Source organism: Mucilaginibacter sp. Mucisp86 (assembly GCF_047324315.1).
In the GTDB taxonomy this organism is placed as follows: domain Bacteria; phylum Bacteroidota; class Bacteroidia; order Sphingobacteriales; family Sphingobacteriaceae; genus Mucilaginibacter.
Genome location: NZ_CP168503.1, coordinates 2,746,795 through 2,768,566, shown reverse-complemented (window position 1 = coordinate 2,768,566; position 21,772 = coordinate 2,746,795). Strand labels below are relative to the sequence as shown.

At 42.4% G+C, this 21,772-nt stretch carries 19 protein-coding genes; 12 read left to right on the top strand and 7 right to left on the bottom strand.

Annotation, left to right across the window (positions count from 1 at the left end; all coding sequences use genetic code 11):
• The first annotated feature begins 50 nt into the window (after positions 1 to 50).
• The 3 genes from ACEN9X_RS11720 to ACEN9X_RS11710 all read left to right on the top strand — a co-directional run bounded on the left by ACEN9X_RS11720 (position 51) and on the right by ACEN9X_RS11710 (position 2,202).
• Positions 51 to 1,139 carry an Mrp/NBP35 family ATP-binding protein gene (locus ACEN9X_RS11720; RefSeq protein WP_413670543.1) on the top strand — a complete coding sequence of 363 codons (1,089 nt, stop codon included), beginning with the start codon at positions 51 to 53 and terminating at the stop codon, positions 1,137 to 1,139.
• 31 nt (positions 1,140 to 1,170) lie between these two features.
• On the top strand, positions 1,171 to 1,449 hold the full coding sequence (locus ACEN9X_RS11715) for a NifU family protein (protein ID WP_091210217.1): 279 nt from the start codon (positions 1,171 to 1,173) through the stop codon (positions 1,447 to 1,449).
• A 120-nt stretch (positions 1,450 to 1,569) separates the two neighbouring features.
• Positions 1,570 to 2,202 (top strand): hypothetical protein, encoded by a 633-nt coding sequence (locus ACEN9X_RS11710; protein WP_091210216.1) that lies wholly within the window; start codon positions 1,570 to 1,572, stop codon positions 2,200 to 2,202.
• A gap of 369 nt (positions 2,203 to 2,571) precedes the next feature.
• Here the strand turns inward: ACEN9X_RS11710 and ACEN9X_RS11705 are convergent, their stop codons facing one another.
• The 3 genes from ACEN9X_RS11705 to modA are packed head-to-tail and all read right to left on the bottom strand — an operon-like array spanning position 2,572 to position 4,658.
• Complete coding sequence (locus tag ACEN9X_RS11705; RefSeq protein WP_413670542.1) at positions 2,572 to 3,198, bottom strand: sulfate/molybdate ABC transporter ATP-binding protein; 627 nt, start codon at positions 3,196 to 3,198, stop codon at positions 2,572 to 2,574.
• The gene (gene modB / locus ACEN9X_RS11700) at positions 3,195 to 3,866 is read right to left on the bottom strand and encodes a molybdate ABC transporter permease subunit (RefSeq protein ID WP_413670541.1); all 672 of its coding nucleotides are present in this window, start codon (positions 3,864 to 3,866) and stop codon (positions 3,195 to 3,197) included. The genes ACEN9X_RS11705 and modB overlap by 4 nt, the downstream gene beginning before the upstream one ends.
• A 15-nt stretch (positions 3,867 to 3,881) precedes the next feature.
• Positions 3,882 to 4,658, bottom strand: coding sequence for a molybdate ABC transporter substrate-binding protein (gene modA, locus ACEN9X_RS11695; RefSeq protein ID WP_413670540.1), 777 nt, complete (start codon positions 4,656 to 4,658; stop codon positions 3,882 to 3,884).
• Positions 4,659 to 4,879: 221 nt separating this feature from the next.
• Between modA and ACEN9X_RS11690 the strand changes: the two genes are divergently transcribed.
• The 5 genes from ACEN9X_RS11690 (at position 4,880) to ACEN9X_RS11670 (ending at position 13,282) form a co-directional block, all read left to right on the top strand.
• Positions 4,880 to 6,364 (top strand): glycoside hydrolase family 30 protein, encoded by a 1,485-nt coding sequence (locus ACEN9X_RS11690; RefSeq protein WP_413670539.1) that lies wholly within the window; start codon positions 4,880 to 4,882, stop codon positions 6,362 to 6,364.
• Between the two features lie 190 nt (positions 6,365 to 6,554).
• Positions 6,555 to 8,465, top strand: a complete 1,911-nt coding sequence (locus ACEN9X_RS11685) for a 7TM diverse intracellular signaling domain-containing protein (RefSeq protein WP_413670538.1) — start codon at positions 6,555 to 6,557, stop codon at positions 8,463 to 8,465.
• A gap of 698 nt (positions 8,466 to 9,163) precedes the next feature.
• Positions 9,164 to 11,047 (top strand): glycoside hydrolase family 30 beta sandwich domain-containing protein, encoded by a 1,884-nt coding sequence (locus tag ACEN9X_RS11680; RefSeq protein ID WP_413670537.1) that lies wholly within the window; start codon positions 9,164 to 9,166, stop codon positions 11,045 to 11,047.
• A 41-nt stretch (positions 11,048 to 11,088) separates the two neighbouring features.
• Positions 11,089 to 12,321: a family 16 glycosylhydrolase gene (locus ACEN9X_RS11675; RefSeq protein ID WP_413670536.1), complete on the top strand. Its 1,233-nt coding sequence runs from the start codon at positions 11,089 to 11,091 to the stop codon at positions 12,319 to 12,321.
• A 67-nt stretch (positions 12,322 to 12,388) separates the two neighbouring features.
• On the top strand, positions 12,389 to 13,282 hold the full coding sequence (locus tag ACEN9X_RS11670) for a hypothetical protein (RefSeq protein ID WP_413670535.1): 894 nt from the start codon (positions 12,389 to 12,391) through the stop codon (positions 13,280 to 13,282).
• Positions 13,283 to 13,484: 202 nt separating this feature from the next.
• Here the strand turns inward: ACEN9X_RS11670 and ACEN9X_RS11665 are convergent, their stop codons facing one another.
• The 4 genes from ACEN9X_RS11665 to ACEN9X_RS11650 all read right to left on the bottom strand — a co-directional run bounded on the left by ACEN9X_RS11665 (position 13,485) and on the right by ACEN9X_RS11650 (position 16,693).
• On the bottom strand, positions 13,485 to 14,315 hold the full coding sequence (locus ACEN9X_RS11665) for an MlaD family protein (protein WP_413670534.1): 831 nt from the start codon (positions 14,313 to 14,315) through the stop codon (positions 13,485 to 13,487).
• Positions 14,312 to 15,103 carry an ABC transporter ATP-binding protein gene (locus tag ACEN9X_RS11660; protein ID WP_413670533.1) on the bottom strand — a complete coding sequence of 264 codons (792 nt, stop codon included), beginning with the start codon at positions 15,101 to 15,103 and terminating at the stop codon, positions 14,312 to 14,314. Before ACEN9X_RS11660 ends, ACEN9X_RS11665 begins: the two co-directional genes overlap by 4 nt.
• A gap of 1 nt (position 15,104) precedes the next feature.
• Entirely contained in the window at positions 15,105 to 15,884 is a 780-nt protein-coding gene (locus ACEN9X_RS11655) for an MlaE family ABC transporter permease (RefSeq protein WP_413670532.1), read from the bottom strand.
• 98 nt (positions 15,885 to 15,982) lie between these two features.
• Entirely contained in the window at positions 15,983 to 16,693 is a 711-nt protein-coding gene (locus ACEN9X_RS11650) for a pirin family protein (protein ID WP_413670531.1), read from the bottom strand.
• 82 nt (positions 16,694 to 16,775) lie between these two features.
• Here ACEN9X_RS11650 and ACEN9X_RS11645 point away from each other — a divergent pair, with 82 nt between their 5' ends.
• From ACEN9X_RS11645 to mnmG, 4 genes are all read left to right on the top strand, one after another.
• Entirely contained in the window at positions 16,776 to 17,432 is a 657-nt protein-coding gene (locus ACEN9X_RS11645; RefSeq protein WP_413670530.1) for an oxidoreductase, read from the top strand.
• On the top strand, positions 17,429 to 19,294 hold the full coding sequence (locus ACEN9X_RS11640) for an ABC-F family ATP-binding cassette domain-containing protein (protein ID WP_413670529.1): 1,866 nt from the start codon (positions 17,429 to 17,431) through the stop codon (positions 19,292 to 19,294). The genes ACEN9X_RS11645 and ACEN9X_RS11640 overlap by 4 nt, the downstream gene beginning before the upstream one ends.
• Positions 19,294 to 19,539 carry a CBU_0592 family membrane protein gene (locus ACEN9X_RS11635; protein ID WP_413670528.1) on the top strand — a complete coding sequence of 82 codons (246 nt, stop codon included), beginning with the start codon at positions 19,294 to 19,296 and terminating at the stop codon, positions 19,537 to 19,539. Before ACEN9X_RS11640 ends, ACEN9X_RS11635 begins: the two co-directional genes overlap by 1 nt.
• Before the next feature lie 295 nt (positions 19,540 to 19,834).
• The gene (gene mnmG / locus ACEN9X_RS11630; protein WP_413670527.1) at positions 19,835 to 21,697 is read left to right on the top strand and encodes a tRNA uridine-5-carboxymethylaminomethyl(34) synthesis enzyme MnmG; all 1,863 of its coding nucleotides are present in this window, start codon (positions 19,835 to 19,837) and stop codon (positions 21,695 to 21,697) included.
• Positions 21,698 to 21,772: the final 75 nt, after the last annotated feature.

Here is a 21,772-nt window from a genome sequence, read left to right as displayed (position 1 = left end):
TTCCTGATAAACTCAATCAACGCCCCGTTTTCATAAATTTGCCTCATATTATGACAATTACTAAAGAACAAGTATTACAAGCATTGGGTAATGTTGAAGAACCGGACTTAAAAAAAGACCTGGTTACACTTAACATGATCCAGGATATTCATATTGATGGCAACAACGTTAGCTTCTCGGTAATCCTAACTACCCCGGCATGCCCGTTAAAAGCGATGATCGAGAATGCCTGCCGCAACGCTATCCTGCATTTTGTAAGCAAGGATGCTGTTATCAATATCAACATGACCTCGCGGGTTACCACTCAAAAAAACACCGGCGTACCGGGTGTTAAAAATATCATAGCAGTGGCATCGGGCAAAGGTGGCGTTGGTAAATCAACCGTTGCGGCCAACCTTGCTTTAGGTCTTGCAAAATCAGGTGCTAAGGTGGGATTGATAGATGCCGATATTTACGGCCCGTCGGTACCAATCATGTTTGGTTTGGAAGGTGCTCGCCCTATGGCCAGCCAGGTTGACGGCAAAACCCGCATTGAGCCGATTGAGAAATATGGCATCAAATTGCTGTCGATAGGTTTCTTTACCGATCCTAACCAGCCTGTGCCATGGCGCGGACCGATGGTATCAACCGCAGTAAAACAATTATTCAATGATGCCGACTGGGGTGATCTGGATTACCTGGTGATCGACCTGCCGCCGGGTACGGGCGATATCCACATTACGGTAACACAAAGTTTCCCGGTAACCGGTGCTGTAATTGTTACTACACCACAAAATGTGGCGCTTGCCGATGCTAAAAAAGGCATTGGTATGTTTATGATGCCTGCCATCAATGTGCCGATATTGGGTGTGGTTGAAAACATGTCGTACTTTACACCTGCCGAACTGCCCGAAAATAAATATTACATTTTTGGTAAAGGCGGAGGCCACAAACTGGCGGAGATATTGGAAGTTCCCTTTTTAGGCGAAATCCCATTGATTAAAGGTATCAGTGATTCAGGCGATGCCGGCAAGCCTACCGTACTTGAAGAAGACGGCCCAATGACTACAGCTTTTGTTCAAATGGCCGAGCGTGTTGCACAACAGGTGGCCATATCAAATGCCAAAGCACTAAGTGCAGAAAATGTTGTAAATAATTAATAACTTTACATAACGTTATAAATTAATAAAAATGAGTTTATTAAATCAGGTTGAAGCAGCTTTAGATACTATCCGTCCGTATTTGGAGGCTGATGGGGGGAATGTTTCTGTTGAGGAGATAACTCCTGAAAATGTGGTTAAATTAAAGCTGCTGGGTTCATGCGGATCATGCCCAATGAGCATCATGACCCTTAAAGCCGGTATTGAGCAGGCTATTAAAAAAGCTGTGCCCGAAGTTACCGCCATTGAGGCCATTAACCTAACGGACATTGATGACCCTAATGCCGTGCTTCCCGAAAATTTAAGGTAATTGTTAAGTAATGTTAAATCCCCGGATCAATTTGGGGATATGACTTACTTTTGATGAAGTTTAAAAACTATTTTGACTTTGGCAGCGTAATATATGTTGAGTTAAGTAGTTAATGGTTTTATGAAATATTTAGTTGGCCTGTTGTTTATGTTTGTATCACTGGGTGCTTTTGCGCAAAGCAAAGATCGCCCCGTTGTGCAGTTTACAGGCATCACACATAATGCGGATAGCATCAAGATCACTATTCCGTACGTAACCATTACCAATACTACGGCACATAATATCGTTAACGTATCCAACTATAAAGGTTATTTTTCATTTGTAGTACATGAACGCGATACGCTTCGTTTTACCTGCGTAGGCTATGCGCCGGTTACCGTGGTTATCCCGTCAAACCTGCCAAACGAAAGCTATACTACCCAGGTGTCTCTGAAAGCGCAGATCATTAACCTGCCCACGTTCCACGTATTTCCGTGGGCAACTACCGATGAGTTTAAAAAAGATTTCCTGGCTATAAAACTTGCTGATGATGATCTGGAAATAGCCCGCAAAAACATCAGCAAAGCCACCCTATCTGCCCTTTACAACACCTTACCCCGCGATGCCCAGGAAATACAATCGGCCAATGCACAAAACATGCATACCACTATCCTGAACTCGCACTCCCTTACCCCAAATCCGCTGTTAAACCCGCTTGCGTGGGGCAGCCTCATCAAGTCGATATCTGACGGGGATAAGAGCAATAGTAAATAATTAAGATTTTTTGTTGCCGCAAAGAGGGCCTGTCACCCTGAGTAATTTAAATCCGTTGGTCAGTGAAGGGTTACGATCGCATGGAAGCATATTCGCCCAATATATCATGCGATTGCTCCGTCGTTCCTTCTCAATGACATGGCTTTTACTTTTCATTCTTGGTAACATCCACATGATTGAATCATTACACCTTGCGCTCATCTGTGATGAGTGCTTAACATGGGCTTACGTTTATAACGTAAGCGCCGCGTAAATGGCGTTACAAACGCCAAACTACATTAAGCACTCGTTTTTAACGAGCGCAAGTAGAAATATATTTAGTTTGTGTTTAGCCGGAGCCAGGGGGGAGACGGGGTATTTATAAAATGCTTAAATCAACTCCTCAAAATCCATCACCTCCCCTTCAAACATCTCCAGCTCCTTCAAATTATGGCTTACTATAATGGTAGTAATCCCTAATTGCTTAAGTAAAAGCTTAAGTTCGGCAATCAATGTAGTTTTCATTTTACTATCCAGTGCCGAAAATGGCTCGTCCATCAAAAGCAGCTTTGGCTTAATGGCCAGCGCCCTTAATATTGCCAGGCGCTGTTGTTGCCCTCCTGAAAGCTGATCGGGCTTATGATTAATAAACTTATCCAGTTGCCCAAGTTTTAGTAATTGCTTTATCCAGTCCGCATCAGTTGTGGCATACTCCAGATGCTGCTGTACTGTCATGTTCGGGAACAGGGCATAGCTTTGGAACACGAAGCCAACATTTCTTTTTTGGGGAGAGATATTGATCTTTTGCCCAACGTCAAACCAGGTAACACCATCAGCTACGATCTTTCCGCTTTCAGGAGAGCCCAGGCCGGCTATTATTTTCAGCAAGGTGGTTTTTCCCGAACCGGATGGCCCTAAGATTTTAGTGATGCTACCCGTATTAAACAGCCTGTTTATTTTGAGCGACGGCCTGTCGTGATAGGCCTTTAGCATTATTTCGATATCTACGCTGATCATGCTAAGGGACCTTTCGCCTGGTATTTCTTGAATATAAAAACAGATATCACCAAGATAAACGTAATGGAAAATAGAATTAGCGAATAATTATTAGCCGATGCGTAATCCATCTTCTCAACCGAATCATATACCGCAATGGATGCTACTCTTGTAACTCCCGGGATATTCCCTCCTATCATCAGCACAACGCCAAACTCGCCAAGCGTGTGGGCAAACGTTAATACCGCAGCGGTTAATAGTGACGGTTTAATATTGGGCAACAGCACATATCTAAAAGTTTGCCATTCGGTTTTACCCAATGTGTAAGATGCCTCGGCCAATGATGCCGGTAACTGCTGCAGGGCAGATTTTACCGGCCCCACCATAAAAGGCATGCTATAAATTACCGAAGCCAGGATCAGGCCCGGAAACGAAAAAACCAATTGCACGTCAAAGGTATCATGCAGCCACTTTCCCAAGCCATGCTGCGGACTAAAAGCCAGCAACAAATAAAAGCCCAGCACCGATGGCGGCAGCACCAAAGGCATGGTAATAATTGCTTCAATAATGATTTTAATAAAGGACCTGCCTTTTGAAAGCCACCATGCAAATGGCAGCCCGATAAGCAGCAACAACAGCGTGGTAATACCAGCTAATTTTAACGTAAGCCATATGGGCGATAAGTCCATCAATAAAAATACAAATTATTGTACCCGGTAGCCATAGGTCTTGAAAATACTTTTGGCGGCAGGACTTAAAATGTATCGATAAAATTTATCTGCCGATGAATTATCAGCTCCATGCTTCAGAATCACGATACCTTGCTGTATCGGCTCATAGGTTTTTGGGTCGATGATTTTGTAATATAATGGTGTTTTATTACCAAGTTCCTTCACCAGCGATTGCGTGGTGAAACCAACATCGGCTACACCTGTGGTGATATAAGTATTTACTTGCGATATGCTCTCGCCATAAACTATCTTGGGTTTGGCATCATCTAAAATCCCTTTATCCTGAAGCGATTGCTCAGCGGCTTTACCATAAGGAGCAATAGCAGGATTAGCCACCGCGATCTTTTTTATCCTGGCCGAAAGCAACAACCTCTCCCAGTTTTCAAAACCAATGTTTTGCGTACTGCAGATGATGAGGCTACCAGAGGCATATACCACCGGTTTTTCTTTTGCGAAACCATTTTTAAATAAGGTCTCCGGAAAGCTCATATCTGCAGATAAAAACACATCAAACGGAGCTCCGTTGCTGATCTGCGCCACCAGCTTACCTGATGATCCTATTACAGCATCTATAGTAATACCCGTTTTTTGCTTAAATTCTTTTTGCAAAACCTCCATTACAGGCTGCAGGTTGGCCGCAGCCGCAACCCGGATATTTTGTGCATTTGCTGTTAAACGCGCTGCAAACAGCAGTACTAATAAAAAAAATATAATTTTTTTTGGCTTGGTATTATAATGTTCGATTCGCATTGGTTTTATAGTTTTTTGCTTTACAGGCAATCGTTTCGTTTGGTATTAAAGCGTATCATAATTTCTTAAAACTGGCTATTTAATACCTCTGCACCACAAATATACGCTTGTTATAGCCATTAGCGGTTCATATATTAGTCATGTTAAGCAGTCAAATAAACCAATTTTTAATAAAGTAAAGCCGCTCAATTTTATGTAAACCGGTTTTAAATGTCCCTCTGATGAAAAATAATTTTACAAGCGTTCTGTTAGCCTCATTTATTACAATCGGTATTTTTAGCGGTGAAGCCTGCGGTAAAAAATCAACCGTAACGCCAACACAAACATCTCCAGTTGTTATGCCGCCGGTGGTAACACCAGCTAAAAGCGATGTTGCCATGTGGCTCACCACTGCCGATCAGGCTACCGCTTTCGCTAAACAAAATGTAACTATCAATTTTGGTACAACGGCGGGGAGCGGCTCAACCATTAATATCAACGCAGCCACTACCTACCAAACCATTGATGGTTTTGGTTACTGCCTCACCGGAGGCAGCGCTATGGTGCTTAATAAATTAACAGCCCAAAAGCAGGACGAAGTATTAAAAGATCTTTTCTCCACCGATGATACCCATATCGGTGTAAGTTATCTCCGCATCAGTATCGGCGCATCTGATATGAGCGCTACAGATTACACTTATGATGAAGTTACCCCCGGTTTAACAGACGTGGATCTGAAAAACTTTTCTATCGATGCCGAAAAGGCCGATCTCATTCCTGTATTGAAGAAGATTCTTGCTATTAATCCAAACATTAAAATATTAGGCAGCCCCTGGACAGCCCCTACCTGGATGAAGGTTAACACACTTGGAAACAATGGATTTAAAGGCGGCAGTTTGAATACCGCTTATTATGATGCCTATGCCCGCTATTTTGTAAAATACATCCAGGCTATGAAAGCCGAAGGCATTACCATTGATGCCATAACCCCGCAAAATGAGCCATTAAACGCTTACAATAATCCGGCTATGTATATGCCATCAAATGAACAAGCAAATTTTGTCAAAAACAACCTTGGCCCGCAATTCAAAGCAGCCGGTATTACTACTAAAATCATCGTTTATGATCATAATGCCGATAACACCAGTTACCCGGTAGATATTTTCAGTGATGCTGCGGCAAACCCTTTTGTTGATGGATCGGCTTTCCACCTGTATAATGGCGATATCAATGCGCTTAGCCCGCTGCATGATGCCTTCCCAAGCAAAAACCTTTATTTCACCGAACAATACACCCCATCAAATGGCGGCTTTGGCGGCGATTTGTCATGGCATGTAAGCAACCTGATTGTTGGCGCAACCCGCAACTGGTGCCGCAATGTACTGGAATGGAACCTCGCCACTGATACAGAATACGGCCCGCATACGGATGGCGGCTGTACCACCTGTCGCGGTGCGCTAACTGTTACTTCATCATCCGCCGTTACAAAAAATGTGTCTTACTATATTATTGCGCATGCCTCAAAATTTGTGAGGCCTGGTGCTGTAAGGATATCATCTGATAGTGTAGCCGGATTACCAAACGTTGCTTTTAAAAATACCGATGGCAGTATGGTTTTAATCGTGCTAAATTCAAGCGGAGGCCAGCAAACCTTTAACTTTAAGATAGATGGAAAAACAGCCTCGAGCACTTTAGCCAACGGCTCGGTGGCTACTTATGTATGGTAATACCCGTATTTTAGCAACATATAGCTAAAAATTAACATTTTAAATAACTGTATAACATACTTTTAATAGGATTAGAAAAATAAAAATATTATAATTGTATCCGGCCTGACGCTAACCAAACAACCATTTCATTCGCGCCTGTAGTGAATCCAACATTACAGGTGCGAAAAACATTCATTTTGCTGCGCCTATGTTTAAACCGTTACTGAGATTTTTTATCGGTATTGTTGTGTTTTGCTTGTGCTTTTCAACAAGCATAAAGGCCCAAACTACGGTACAAATAAACGACAATGTAAACCAGCATATTTTTGAATACAAACAGATTGTTTATTTTGAAGATACAACGGGTAAACTTGGCCTCGATGGTATTCATGCCGCTTATTTAGCCGGCAAATTTGCATTTAACCCCGAGCCAACTCCCGTTACCCACCATAACAACTCCGCCTATTGGTACCGTATCAAAATTGGCAAGACCCATGCCTCCAATAATAACTGGATCCTGGAATTTTTTGATCAAACTATCGATAGTATTACCGTTTATTCGCCTGTTAAAGATACCTACAGGGCAACATCCCTGGGCAGCAGCCACCCTTTTGCCGCCCGTTTTTACAAACACAAAAATTTTAGCGTCAATATCAACAGTAACGTTGGGCCTGATGATGTTTATTATATCCGCATCCGCTCGGGGCACTCAGTAAATGTGATCATGGTATTGCGTACCGTAAGCCGCTTTATTGGTTACGCGCTCGATGAATATTTCTTCTTTGGCATTTTTTACGGCATGATCCTGGTTTTTGGCCTGTACAATTTTATGATGTTTATAGCCATGCGCCAGGTCCAATATCTGTATTATATCGTTTATAACCTAAGTATCGGCCTGTACGAAATGTGTGCCGACGGCATTGCCTACCAGTACATCTGGCCAAATAATCCCGGCTGGAACAATTATGCCTATGGAATCGCCCTGTTCTCGGCCAGCATTTTCGCTATCCTGTTTGCTCAAAGCCTGCTCAATTTAAAAGTTAATGCCCCTCGTTTAAACAAGGTGATCAAAGGAGTTATCGTTTTCAGGTGTATCTATTTCCTGGCCTGTATCGCTGTTAATATGGCCTGGTTTAACTACAAGATCATCGAATTTTTGCCGTTAAGTATTTCATTTTACGCCGGCTGCTATGTTTTGATCAAGGGTTATAAACCGGCAAGGTTTTTTGTTATCGGGTATACCTTCCTGCTCACAGGCTTTATTATTAAAACCTGTATAGCGTTAAACATCTGGTGGTTGCCCGTTACCGAGTTTGATTATTACAGCCTCAGCGTTTGTTTTATTATGGAAATGCTTTTTATCTCTTTTGCTATTGGCGATAAAGTGCGGATCCTGAAAAAGGAAAAGGATATCGCCCAGCAAAACATCATAACGCAGATGAAGCAAAACGAGGAGCTGAAAGATACCCTGAACCGCAGCCTCGAAGCCCAGGTACAGGAACGTACCCGTGAACTGGTTGAAAAATCATCGATGATAGCCGAGCAAAACGAAGAACTTAAATCAGTTAATGAATTGCTGCAACAACAGGCCGAAGAGATTTCGCGCATGAATGTCCTGCTCGAAAAAGATAACATCATACTGCATAACGATATTGAAAAGGTTACCCACGACAGGGTAATGCTCACCGAGGTTGATTTTGAAGAGTTTAGCCGTATTTATCCCGACCGGGAAACCTGCTTCAAATTCCTGTCCGACCTGAAATGGGAACATGGCTATGCCTGCCGTAAGTGCAGCAACACCCACTACGGTAGCGGACATCTCCCCTACAGTCGCCGGTGCTCAAAATGCGGTTATGAAGAATCGGTGATAGCCTATACCATACTGCAAAATACCCGCATCCCTATTAATAAAGCTTTCTATATGATCTTCCTGATGTACTCAACCAAAGGCAAGATCTCGTCACATAAACTCTCCGAAATTCTTTCCATTCGCCAAAGTACCTGCTGGGCCTACAGCTCGCGCATTAAAAAAGTAATGGAACAGCGCAAAAAAGAGATCAAAAACGCAGGTGATAAAGGCTGGAGTAAGCTGGTGATTGATAACAGCACGAATGCCTGAGCAGGCTTATAATTTAGCGAATTTCACGAATTTTTTCCACTCCTAAATGACGCAAGTGTTGCACCAAATGGCGCAAGTCTTGTGCGGCTGCTGGTGGGTGGATGACTTGTGACTTTACTGTCCGGAAAAAACTATATCTGTAGAAAGTCACAAGTCCCCCCGGGCGCTACTCATCACACAAGACTTGCGCCAGTAAAAGAAGAAGATCCTTCATTCTTCAGGATGACAGCCCTTCTCACTTAATTATACCTATATTTTTTATTCCCTCTCGTCTTATTTATTTATAGCTCAAAGCTATACCTACTCATTTTTTCTTTAAAAGCAATTGCGAAGTAAGCGTATCACAAAAAAAAATTCATTGCAACAAAAACGTTGCACAGGCTATTTAAAGTAATTTTTGCTGTTTTAAACAATGTGATGCAAGCGTATTAAAACACACATAATACACTATAAATCAATTATTTATGAACATTTTACTTGATCAATCCGTTTAAATTCCTGTAGATTTGCTACAGCCAATTTTAAGCTACACATAGCTCTGCTTTATGGAAAACAGCATTATACAGGTGCATTCGCCCCAAAACAATGCTTTGATATTCTTAAGCGGCAGTTAAATATCATTATACATATTTAGCTGTTGTATAGCGGCTTATGTGATGTTTTTTGAATATCAAATCAATCAACTAAATAATAACTAAATGAAAATCAATTACAAATTAAGGCGGTTTGCAGCCCTCACCCTGCTTATTGCCGCTGCTTTTTACTCCTGTAAAAAGAATGTAAACACTCCTGGAGCTCCCGATCAAAAAACAAGCGGAACCGTAGCCCGTGCAGCCAACGAAGTAGTTAATGCCTGGCTCACCACTGCCGATCAGTCAAATCTTTTGCAGGCACAAACCAGCTTCAATTTCGCAGCCGATGCAGGCACCAATGCCACAACCATTACTGTTGACGAAAACCAAACTTACCAGGGTATCGACGGTTTTGGTTTTACTTTAACCGGCGGTAGTGCCGGGTTGTTGAATGGTCTTGGCAGTAATCAGGCCAATGTACTTAACGAGCTTTTTGGTACGGCCAACGGGCAAATCGGAATCAGCTATATCCGCATCAGCATTGGTGCATCCGACCTTAGTGCCAGCGATTTTACTTATAACCAAACCGCCGGCGACTTTAATATGAACAACTTCAGCATCAGCGCCGAAAACCAGGACCTGCTGCCAATCCTGAAAAAAATCATCGCCATAAACCCATCCATCAAAATTATCGCCACGCCCTGGACTGCCCCTACCTGGATGAAGGTGAATACAACCGGCAATAACGGATACACCGGCGGCAGCCTCAATACAGCAGCAGGCTATTATGACGCCTATGCCCGGTACTTTGTAAAATATCTACAGGCTATGCAGGCGCAAGGTATTACTATTGATGCCATCACCCCTCAAAATGAACCACTTAACCCATACAACAACCCAAGTATGGTAATGCAACCCGCCGAAGAAGCCAATTTTATCAAAAATAACCTCGGTCCGCAGATCAGGGCCGCAAGCTTCCAAACCAAAATCATTGCCTATGACCATAATACCGACAGGATTGATTACCCTGAAACAGTGTTGGCTGATGGCGGCGCCAATCCCTATGTTGATGGTTCGGCATTTCACCTGTATGCAGGTAATATCAGTTCTTTAACCGATGTACATAATGCCTATCCTAACAAAAACGTTTATTTTACCGAGCAATGGGTTGGTGCGCCAAGCAACTTTGGCGGCGATCTGTCATGGCACGTAAACACCCTCATTATTGGCGCTACCCGCAACTGGAGTCGCAACGTGCTTGAATGGAACCTGGCTTCCGATCCTAATAATAATCCACACACACCGGGCGGTTGCAGTACCTGTTTAGGTGGTATCACTGTTAGTGGTACATCTATTACCCGCAATGTGGGCTATTACATTATCGGTCACGCTTCAAAATTTGTAAGACCGGGCGCAGTCCGCATTTCATCCAACCTATCGGGCAGTATCCAAAATGTAGCTTTTAAAAACTCCGATGGCAGCAAGGTGCTTATCGCTCTTAACAATGGCTCATCAAGCACCAGCTTTAAAGTAAAATGGGGAGCCGAATCGTTTACTTATACTTTAGCCGCGGGTGCTGTAGCAACCTTTAAATGGACTGGTACACAATCAAACGGTTCGGGATCAGGGGCACCTATCGGTTCAACTATCACACTTAAAGGCTTTAATAATCAATACGTAAGCAGCGAAAATGGCACCCAGGCTATGAATTGCAACCGTCCTACTGCATCTGCATGGGAGCAGTTTTTGGTTGTTGATGCAGGCGCAGGCAAAATAGCGTTGCAATCTATGGGTAAATATGTATCCTCCGAAAACGGTACACAAGCCATTACCTGTAACCGCACAACCTATGGCGATTGGGAAAAATTTGACTGGATCCCCACTACCGACGGAAAAGTTACCCTCAGGGGCAATAACGGCAAATTTATCTCAAGCGAAAACGGAACCCAGGCCATGACCTGCACCCGTGCAACAGCATCGGGCTGGGAAGCTTTTGGTGTAAACCAGTAATTACTTACGAAACCAATTAATTATTCACCAATATCATCATTATGAAACAACTTTTAAACTTTGCGAAGAGCGCCGCAACTGCATCGGCATTTATGCTTTTAATTTCATCCTGCAGCAAGGACTTGAACAGACCGGCACCCGCCATTAAAACAACCGATGAAACAACCGGCAGCTCAACCACCACACCAAGGGCAGGTACACTGCTTTGGAGCGATGAATTTAACGGCACAAGCGTTAACACCGCCAACTGGAACATTGATAACGGCAATCCCGGAGTTAATAATGAAAAAGAATACTATCAATCGGCAAATGCAACTGTGTCTGGTGGTTTTCTTACCATTACAGCTAAAAAGGAATCCGTTGGCGGGCAGCCATATACATCAGCTAAATTAACTACGGCAGGTAAATATCAGCCAACATCCGGTCGTATCGAGGCAAGTATCAAACTTCCCGGTGTGCAGGGTACCTGGCCCGCATTTTGGATGCTGGGTGCAAACATAGGCACAGTAGGCTGGCCACAATGCGGCGAAATTGATATTATGGAGCAGGTAAACACCTCCAACACCATTTTGGGCACCATGCACTGGTACAACAATGGCGGCCACGTACAATATGGAGGCAGCACAACCACTACGCCAACAGGATTCCATACCTATGCTGTTGAGTGGGATGCCAACTCAATCCGCTGGTATGTAGATAATACCCTGTATGTAACCGGCAATATTGCCAATAATATCAACAATACCGGTGCGTTCCATAATCCGTTTTTTATTATCCTTAACCTGGCTATCGGCGGCGATTTGCCGGGTAATACCATCAATGATAGTGCATTACCCTGCAACATGGTGGTTGATTACGTAAGGGTTTATGACTTATCGGGTAGCAGTACAAATCCTCCTATTGGTCAAACTATCACTTTAAAAGGATTTAATAACCAATACGTTAGCAGCGAAAACGGCACACAGGCCATGAATTGTAACCGAGCTACGGCATCGGCATGGGAACAATTTACTGTAGTTGATGCCGGAGGCGGCAAGGTAGCGCTTCAGGCTATGGGTAAATACGTATCAAGCGAAAACGGTACTCAAGCTATTACCTGTAACCGCACTACTGTAGGCGATTGGGAAAAATTTGACTGGGTGCCTACTACCGATGGTAAAGTTACCTTCAGGGGTAATAACGGCAAATTTATTTCCAGCGAAAATGGCACACAACCCATGACCTGTAACCGGGCAACGGCATCCGGATGGGAAGCTTTCGGTGTAAATCAATAATTTAAAATGATATATTTAGCCTGCCCGTTTAATTAGCGGGCAGGCTTCCTTTTTTATAAACCTGTTAATGAAAAAATTTACCGGCTTTTGTCTTTTATGGCTGATGTTGAACGCCAATTCTTTACTCGCACAATCAGGCGGAAACAAACTTCAGTTTGATATCACCGATGGCTATCAGCGCGAAAATTTTCACTGGTCGATAGCTGGTAACAGTAATGGTCAAAACCCCAATATTTTTTCGGAGCTGAAATGGACAAAGCTTGCCGGACAAAGCATTGCTGCTTCTTTACAATATAATGTATATCAACGATTTAAAATTTATTCAGATTATACCCGGCAATTCATAACCTCGGGCACCGTAAATGATTCGGACTATAGCACTGATAATCGTATCGGTAATACCTATAATGAAACATTTGATGCTGGTAAAGGACATATGCAAGGCTGGGCAATAGGTGCAGGCTATCAGTTAATTAATAATAGTTGGCTTAAGCTTACGCCTTATACAGGATACGGTGATAACAGGCAATCGTTATCTCTGTATGATAGCGACAATCGTTTTCCGGGTTTAAACAGCAGCTACCAAACTAAATGGACAGGTGTATTTATCAAGGCCATAGCATCGATAAAACTCATTGAAAAGCTAAAGTTTAATGCTGATATCACCTACAACCAGGTAAGCTATAATGCCAATGGTAACTGGAACCTGATCACCACGTTTCAACACCCGGTAAGCTATCGTCACCACGCCAACGGGTATGGTTTAAATGCCAATGGGACAGCGGTTTACGTTATTACCAATCATATAGCAATCCAAGCCGGCGGTGGATACCTGCATTGGCAAACCGGTAATGGTACAGATGAGCTTTATCTTAATAGTGGCGAAGTTGATAAAACCCAGATGAATGGTGCATTCAGGGATGGGTTTAGAGTGTTTGGTGGGATAACTTTGATTTTATAATTGTTCCACGTGGCACATTTACATAATTATTTGATTATCAATAAAATAATAATGAAATTTCGATAGAGCAGGGAGAGATTCTGAGTCGGGGCGAAAGAGAAATCTTGTACGCCATGCAATGATCGCTTTGCATGGCGTACAAGATTTCTCCTCACAGCCACCTCACGATGCCTGCGCTTGTTTGTCGAAATGACAAATGTTTTTAATTATTCCCCTTCTGCTTATCGGCTGCTTCCTTAGCTGCTTTCTCCTTTTGCTTTTCAGCTTCTTTGGCTGCCTTTTCTTTATCCTCCTGAATCTTTTCCTGGACTTTTTTAATACTGTCCTGTCTTTGCTGCTCGCGCTTCTTTTTCTTATTAAAGAAACCTCTCAACAAAAAGTTATGCTGGGCAGCGGTTAAGTCTTCATTAAGGGTGTTGGTTGTACTATGAACTGTTTTAATTGTAGTTTGGGCTTGTTTAACGGTACCTTCCAGGTCGCGGGCCATTTTGTCGCTGTTCAACAGGCGGCCAATGCTGCCCTGCCCTTTATTTATCTTGGCAACTATGCCGGTCAGGTTTTCGGTTAGTGATTCAGCATTATCAGCTACCCGGGTAAGCTTGTTGATGATCCTGTCTACATCAACCGGGTTTATCGAACCTAACTTTCCGCCGTCTTCAATCTCTTCGTGGCTTACAATACCACCGGGTGCTATCACTACCAGCTTATCCCCCATCAGTCCGTCGCTGCCTATGCTTAGTTTTGAGTCTTTCTTGATAAACTTTTTAACGCTCTTATTCAGTGTAAGATCAACCCGTACTGAACTATCGGTTACGATATTGATAGATTGTACTACTCCCACATTAATGCCTGCAAATCGCACGTTATTACCCACCTGCAGGCCGCTCACATTCTTAAAACGTCCATAAACATGAAAGGTAGAATTAAAGAGACTCTTTTGATTCCCTATTAAAAATATAGCAACCAACAGCACTGCCAACCCTAAAAAGGTAAACATGCCTATTCTTATTTTTTGAGCTGATGTGGTTTTCATGCGGGTTCGTTAAAAAAAGATCTGACCATTTCATTGTCCGATTTTTCAAGCTCTTTGTATGAGCCTTCGGCTATATATTCACCCTCGTCCATTACCAGGATTCTGTCGGCAGTAATACGGGCACACTCCATATCGTGGGTAATGATGACGGATGATATTTCATACTTTCGTTGCAGGCGATTGATGAGCTCACTGATCTCGCAGGAGGTAATGGGGTCAAGCCCGGTGGTAGGCTCATCATACAGCATAATTTCGGGGTTAACGATCAGTGTACGGGCCAGGCCTACCCGCTTCCGCATCCCTCCCGAAAGATCGGAGGGCATTTTATCTATCGCATCTAATAAACCAACAGCATCCAGCACGCCTTCAACCTTTTTATCAATCTCCTTCTGATCTTTCAGTTTTAACACCCTCGTAAGCGGAAACTCCAGGTTATCCCTCACCGTCATGGAATCATAAAGTGCCCCACCCTGAAAAAGGAATCCTATCTTTATTCGCAGCTGCTTCAGTTCATCATCATTCATCGTTGTTATATCCTGGCCAAAAACCTTTAACTCGCCGCTATCAGGTTGAAGCATACCTACCACACATTGAATGGTTACTGATTTCCCCTGACCTGATTTACCCAGCACAACAATGTTCTCGCCTTTCTTCAGGTCGAAAGTGATATTTTTAAGCACCTTCTTCTTTCCGAAGGATTTTTTAATGCCTTTAGCATGTATCACCACTTCTTCCTTTTGGACTGGAGCTTCCTTTTTTGGTTCGATATCTTCGTTTGCTTTTTTCATCTTATTTATAAAATAACAAACTGGTTATCTGAACAGCTATCACATCAATAATGAAGATCCAGAGGGAAGCAGTTACCACAGCCGAGTTAGCCGCTATGCCTACACTTTCAGTTCCTTTATCCGAATGGTAACCTTTATAACATCCTACAAAACCAACTGCAAACCCAAAAAGCACCGTTTTAACAACAGCGGGCAGCAGGTCAGTAAAATCAAGCGAGGCTATACATTTATTGAAGTAAAGAGAAAAACTGATGCTATCGGTAAAATTGAGTGCCAGGAAGCCGCCGAATAGACCAATTGCATCACCTATAATGGCTAATAACGGGATCATGAAACTGGTAGCCAATACGCGTGTTACCACCAGGTATTGAACGGGGTTGGCGCCCGATACTTCCATAGCATCAATTTGCTCGGTCACTTTCATACTGCCCAGCTCGGCACCTATGCTTGAGGCTATTTTACCGGCACAGATGATAGCAGTGATCACCGGCCCTATCTCACGGATGAGTGATACTGCAAGTGTTTTAGGCAGCATGCTTTCGGCGCCAAGAGAGATGAGCGAAGGCCTGAGCTGCAAAATAAGCACCATGCCCATGATAAAGGAGGTTATACCCACCAGCATCATGGACCGGTAACCTATTTCGTAGCACTGCCTCACAAACTCCGACCATTCAAAGCCACCGGTAAATATGTTACGGAAAAAGCGTGTGAAGAATACCACATAGTCGCCTATGCCTTCCATCCATTTTCGCCATCCGCTTAGTTCCTGCTGTGCTTCCATCAGTGAATCTTAAATAATAGTAAACAACAACAAAGCAATGCTCAATTGTTTTTGAACTTTCAATAATATTCACTTTGTGGATTCAGGCTAAATACTGATTATGACATCGGTACATCAATGATCAGGAAACGGGATGGCTCTTCGGTTATAATTGTAAGTGAACTTGTATCATAAACGCCCAGCGCATCTTTTTTGTTTAAAACCTGGCTGTTTATTTTAACCACTCCATCCAGCACAAACACATAAGCACCATTGCCCTGGGTTTTAATATCATAGTTGATAGTTTGCCCTGCTTCAAATTCGCCCATCGAAAACGTCGCATCCTGGTTGATCCAAAGTGTGTCTTCACTTTTTTGAGGGGAGATCAGTGTGGTTAGCTCGTTCAATTTAAAACGGTCTTTAAAATTCATCTGATCGTAACGCGGCTGGATATTCCTTTCTTTAGGATAAAGCCAGATCTGCAATGTATTGGCAGCCTCTTTATGCGACGCATTATATTCTGAATGGTATATACCCGTACCGGCCGACATCACCTGCACCTCCCCCGCATTTATTACACCTGTATTGCCCATACTATCTTTATGCTCCAACCCTCCTTTTAAAGGGATGGTGATAATTTCCATATTATCATGAGGGTGACTGCCAAAACCACGGCCTGCAGCTATGATATCATCATTCAATACGCGCAACGCACCAAAGTTCATTTTTTCGGGATTGTAATGTGAAGCAAAGCTGAACGAGAAATTTGCTTTTAACCAGCCTATATCATTATGTCCGCGTTCTGCTTCGGGATAAAATATTGTTTTCATCTTATTTTGATTTATATGTTTAAACACACAATATTTATTCCACAATTTAATTATGCGTATTTTTGCGGAAAATCAATAAGTAATGGCAAAAAAAGCTGTGATTGCAGGCTCAAGCGGACTTATTGGCAGTCACCTCCTGCAAATTTTATTAGAACAAGCCTATTATGATGAAGTATTGATCCTGGTCAGAAAAAAAATACCACTTCAGCATAAAAAATTAACACAGCTTGTTATTGACTTTGATCAGCCCGAAACATACAAAAATGAGCTGACTGGCCATGCCCTGTTCTCCTGTTTAGGATCAACTAAAAAGAAAACGCCTGATTTGACCGTTTATCGCAAGATTGATCATGATTATCCGTTATTACTGGCACAATTGGCCAAGCAAAACGGGTTTGAACAATATCATTTGGTATCCTCAATTGGAGCTGATATCAATGGCGTTAATTTCTATACCAAAACTAAAGGAGAAACAGAAGCCGATATAACGGCAACGGGTATACCCGCTATTCATATTTACAGGCCATCCTTTTTAGTGGGCGACAGGCAGGAAAGCAGACCAATGGAAAAGTTTGTAAACGGCTTAATGAAAATTATTAATCCATTGCTTTTTGGAGGATGGAAAAAATACCAAAGCATTGAGGCCTCAACCGTTGCCATGGCCATGTATAAACAATCAATAAAAAACGCGACCGGTGTATTTATATACGAGTCGGATAAAATAAAACAACTATCGTGAGTACTTATCTTTCTGCCGAGAACCTTGGCCATCAATTTCATGACAACTGGTTATTTAAAAATGTAACCATTGGTATTAACCGTGGCCGTAAGGTTGCGCTTGTAGGCGTTAATGGTGCCGGCAAATCTACCCTTCTAAAAATATTAGGTGGTACTATAAAACCAACCGAAGGCAAAGTAGTTCAGGCCCGTGACCTTAACATGGGTTACCTTGAGCAGGATCCTAACTTTAAAAACGCGGTTACCATCAGCGATTATATTTTCCATGCCGATGATGTGCAGCAACAGCTAATCCGCAGGTACGAGGAACTGATGGAGAACGATCCTGAAAACACCAAGGCCATTGAAAAGGTAATGGAAGAAATGAGCGAGGTTGATGCCTGGGAATACGAATACAAAATCAAAACCATTTTAGGTCGATTAGATATTCATCACCTCAATCAGCACATAACTACTCTATCGGGCGGGCAAAAGAAACGTTTAGCCTTAGCTAAACTGCTTATTGAAGATCCTGAAGTTTATATACTGGATGAGCCCACCAACCACCTGGATATTGATACTATTGAATGGTTGGAGAAATTATTGACCGAAGGCAACAAAACCATTTTGATGGTTACGCACGACAGGTATTTCCTGGATAACGTGTGCAACGAGATATTAGAAATTGACCGTGGCAAGATCCAGCCTTATAATGGCAGCTACGGTTACTATCTTGAAAAGAAAGCAGAACGTGAAGCAGCCGACGAGGCAGCGTTTCAGAAAAACTCAAACCTGTTAAGGAAAGAGCTGGAATGGATGCGCCGTCAACCCCAGGCCCGTGGCACCAAGTCAAAAGCACGTATTGATGCCTATTATGATCTGGAAGAGAAAACCAAGAACGGCGGCATCCGTGATAAGGTTGAATTGAGCGTTAAAACAGCGCGTCAGGGCAACAAGATCATGGAGATGGATAACCTGTACAAATCCTTTAATGGTAATACCTACATCAATAACTTCAGTTATATATTTAAAAAAGGCGATAGGATTGGCTTAGCCGGCCGTAACGGTAGTGGCAAATCAACCCTGCTAAATATCATCACAGGCGCTTTACAGCCAGATAAAGGAAGTGTAGTTAAAGGAGAAACAACTGTAATAGGCTATTTTCACCAGGCAGGGATCACTTTTAAGGATGACGAACGTGTTATTGATATTGTAAAGAACGTTGCAGAGTTCATTACCATGGCCGATGGTAAAACCATTTCGGCTTCTGCTTTGCTTACCTTATTCCTTTTCCCTCCTGCCAAACAGTACGGCTTTATATCAAAGCTAAGTGGTGGTGAAAAGAAACGCCTGCAATTAATGAGCATCCTTATGAAGAACCCCAACTTCCTGATACTGGATGAGCCCACCAACGATTTAGATATAGATACCTTAAACGTACTGGAAGAGTTTTTAACCAATTACGGCGGTGTATTGATGATGGTATCGCACGACAGGTATTTGCTGGATAAACTTACTGATCAGCTTTTCATCATGGAAGAAAAAGGTCATGTAAGGATCTTTAACGGCAATTATTCATCATACCGCTTAGAGTTAGAGGAAGCCAAACAACAAGCTAAGAAACCCGCTCCCGTAGTTCAGGCACAAGCCCCTACAGCAAAAAAAAGCAAGTTAAGTTTTAAAGAAGCAAAGGAATTGGAAAACATAGAGGGCGAAATCAATACCATTGAAGCAAACATTAAGGACAAAAACGAACAACTAAACGCTTCAGGAATTGACCCTAAAAAGCTTGATGAAATATTAAAGCAAATAGAGGTTTTAAACAAACAACTGGACGACAAAAGTACCCGTTGGATGGAATTAACCGAGTTAAACGAAGGATAATGAAAACTTCAGATATTATAGCATCAACAGGTGTAATCATTCTTTTGATAGCCTTTTTATTGAATTTAACGGGTAAATTATCAGCACAAAATAAGATATACAGCTTAATGAACTTAATTGGTGCAGGTACTTGTTGTTATGCATCCTATATGGTAAGCTTCTACCCTTTTGTGGTATTAGAAGGCGTTTGGGGATTTGTAGCTTTAATATCATTATTCAGAGTTCCACGTGGAACATCTGCTTAATTGAGTTAATTTTGTGTTTTAAGTCTGAAGAACTAAGTCGAAAGTATAAAGTCTTCATTCAAAATTTATATACGTAATATGAAAGAACGTTCCACGTGGAACGTTCTTTCAAGGTCAGAAGTTTAAAGTCGCAGTTCAAAAATATAATAAATCTAACAACTCAGAACTGACGACTCAAGACTTTAAAAACAAACGTTCCACGTGGAACAAATCTTGAACTAAAACACTAATAAGTCAACTTTAGGCTTAAAACTTACAACTCAAGACTAACTAAAAGTGGAACAAGGAGGATAAAATGTTTAAGAAATATAATGTAATAGTAGTAGGTGCCGGGCACGCAGGCTGTGAAGCTGCTGCTGCCGCTGCTAACTTAGGTTCGTCAGTTTTACTGATAACCATGAATATGGGCACCATTGCACAGATGAGCTGTAACCCTGCAATGGGCGGCGTTGCCAAGGGACAAATAGTGCGGGAGATAGATGCTTTGGGTGGATATTCGGGCATTATAACTGATAAAACATCTATCCAGTTCAGGATGCTTAACCAGTCAAAAGGCCCCGCTATGTGGAGCCCACGAGCTCAAAGCGACCGCATGAGGTTTGCCGAAGAGTGGCGTTTAGCATTAGAAGCAACTCCTAATGTTGATTTTTGGCAGGATACTGTTACTTCTTTAATAGTAAAAAACAATACTATTGCAGGTGTGCGTACTTCTATAGGTATCGAAATTGAAACAGATGCAGTGGTATTAACCAACGGTACTTTCTTAAATGGAGTGATCCATATAGGCGAAAAAAGGTTTGGCGGAGGTCGTACAGGAGAGAAAGCAGCTACAGGATTAACCGAGCAATTAGTTGAATTAGGATTTGAAGCAGGCCGCATGAAGACTGGTACCCCACCCCGTGTAGATGGCCGCAGTCTTAATTATAGCCTGATGGAAGAGCAATGGGGCGACCCGGTTAGAGGAAAATTCTCCTTTACCGATGTACCTTTTATAGAAGAACAACGCTGCTGTTGGATCACCTATACCAATACTGATGTACATGAAACACTAAAAGAAGGCTTCGAAAAATCGCCCATGTTTACGGGCAGAATTAAAGGTTTAGGTCCGCGTTACTGCCCTTCAATTGAAGATAAGATCAACCGCTTCGCTGAGCGCGACCGTCATCAAATTTTCGTTGAACCCGAAGGATTGAATACTGTGGAGATCTATGTAAATGGTTTCTCTACCTCCCTGCCCGAGGATGTACAATACAAAGCACTCACCAAAATACCCGGATTTGAGAACGCCAAAATGTTCAGGCCAGGTTACGCCATCGAGTACGATTTCTTCCCTCCTACACAATTGGGTTTAACGTTAGAGACTAAACAGATCAGTAACCTGTACTTCGCCGGGCAGATCAATGGTACTACAGGTTATGAAGAAGCGGCATCACAAGGCTTCATAGCAGGTATCAATGCGCACCAAAAAATTAACGATAAGCATGAGCTGATCCTTAAAAGATCAGAATCATATATTGGTGTTTTGATAGATGACCTGGTTACTAAAGGCACGGAAGAACCTTACCGCATGTTCACTTCAAGGGCAGAGCATCGCCTGTTATTACGCCAGGACAATGCCGATATCAGGCTCTCTCCTCTGGGGCATGAGCTGGGATTGATTAGCGATGAGCGTTTGGAAAAAGTAAATCAGAAAGTAAAAAACTCAGATGATATAGTAGCTTATACCAAAAGTAAATCTATCGATCCATCTACGGTAAACAGCCTGTTAGAAGAATTAGGTACAAGCGCGCTTACCCAAAGCAACAAGCTCTTTAATTTATTGAGCAGGCCACAGGTTACTTTTGATGATCTTAAAAAAGCAGACGCTCCTTTAGCCGAGTTACTATCTGCCTATGATAAAGAAACTATTGAGCAGGCTGAAATAAAAATCAAATATGAGAGTTATTTCATCAAGGAGATGGAGATCGTTGACCGAATGAAAAAAATGGAAGACCGTGAGATCAATCCAAATTTTGATTACCACACTTTGGTGTCGTTATCAAAAGAGGCCCGCGAAAAACTGATGCGTATAAAACCGCGTACTTTGGGCCAGGCCTCACGAATTTCGGGTGTTTCACCATCGGATATCTCTGTTTTAATGGTTCACGTGTCAAGATAATTCATAAATTACTGATAATTAAGTATTTATAAAATATCCTTTTAAATCAATTATTTTCAATTTTTAATAGTACTT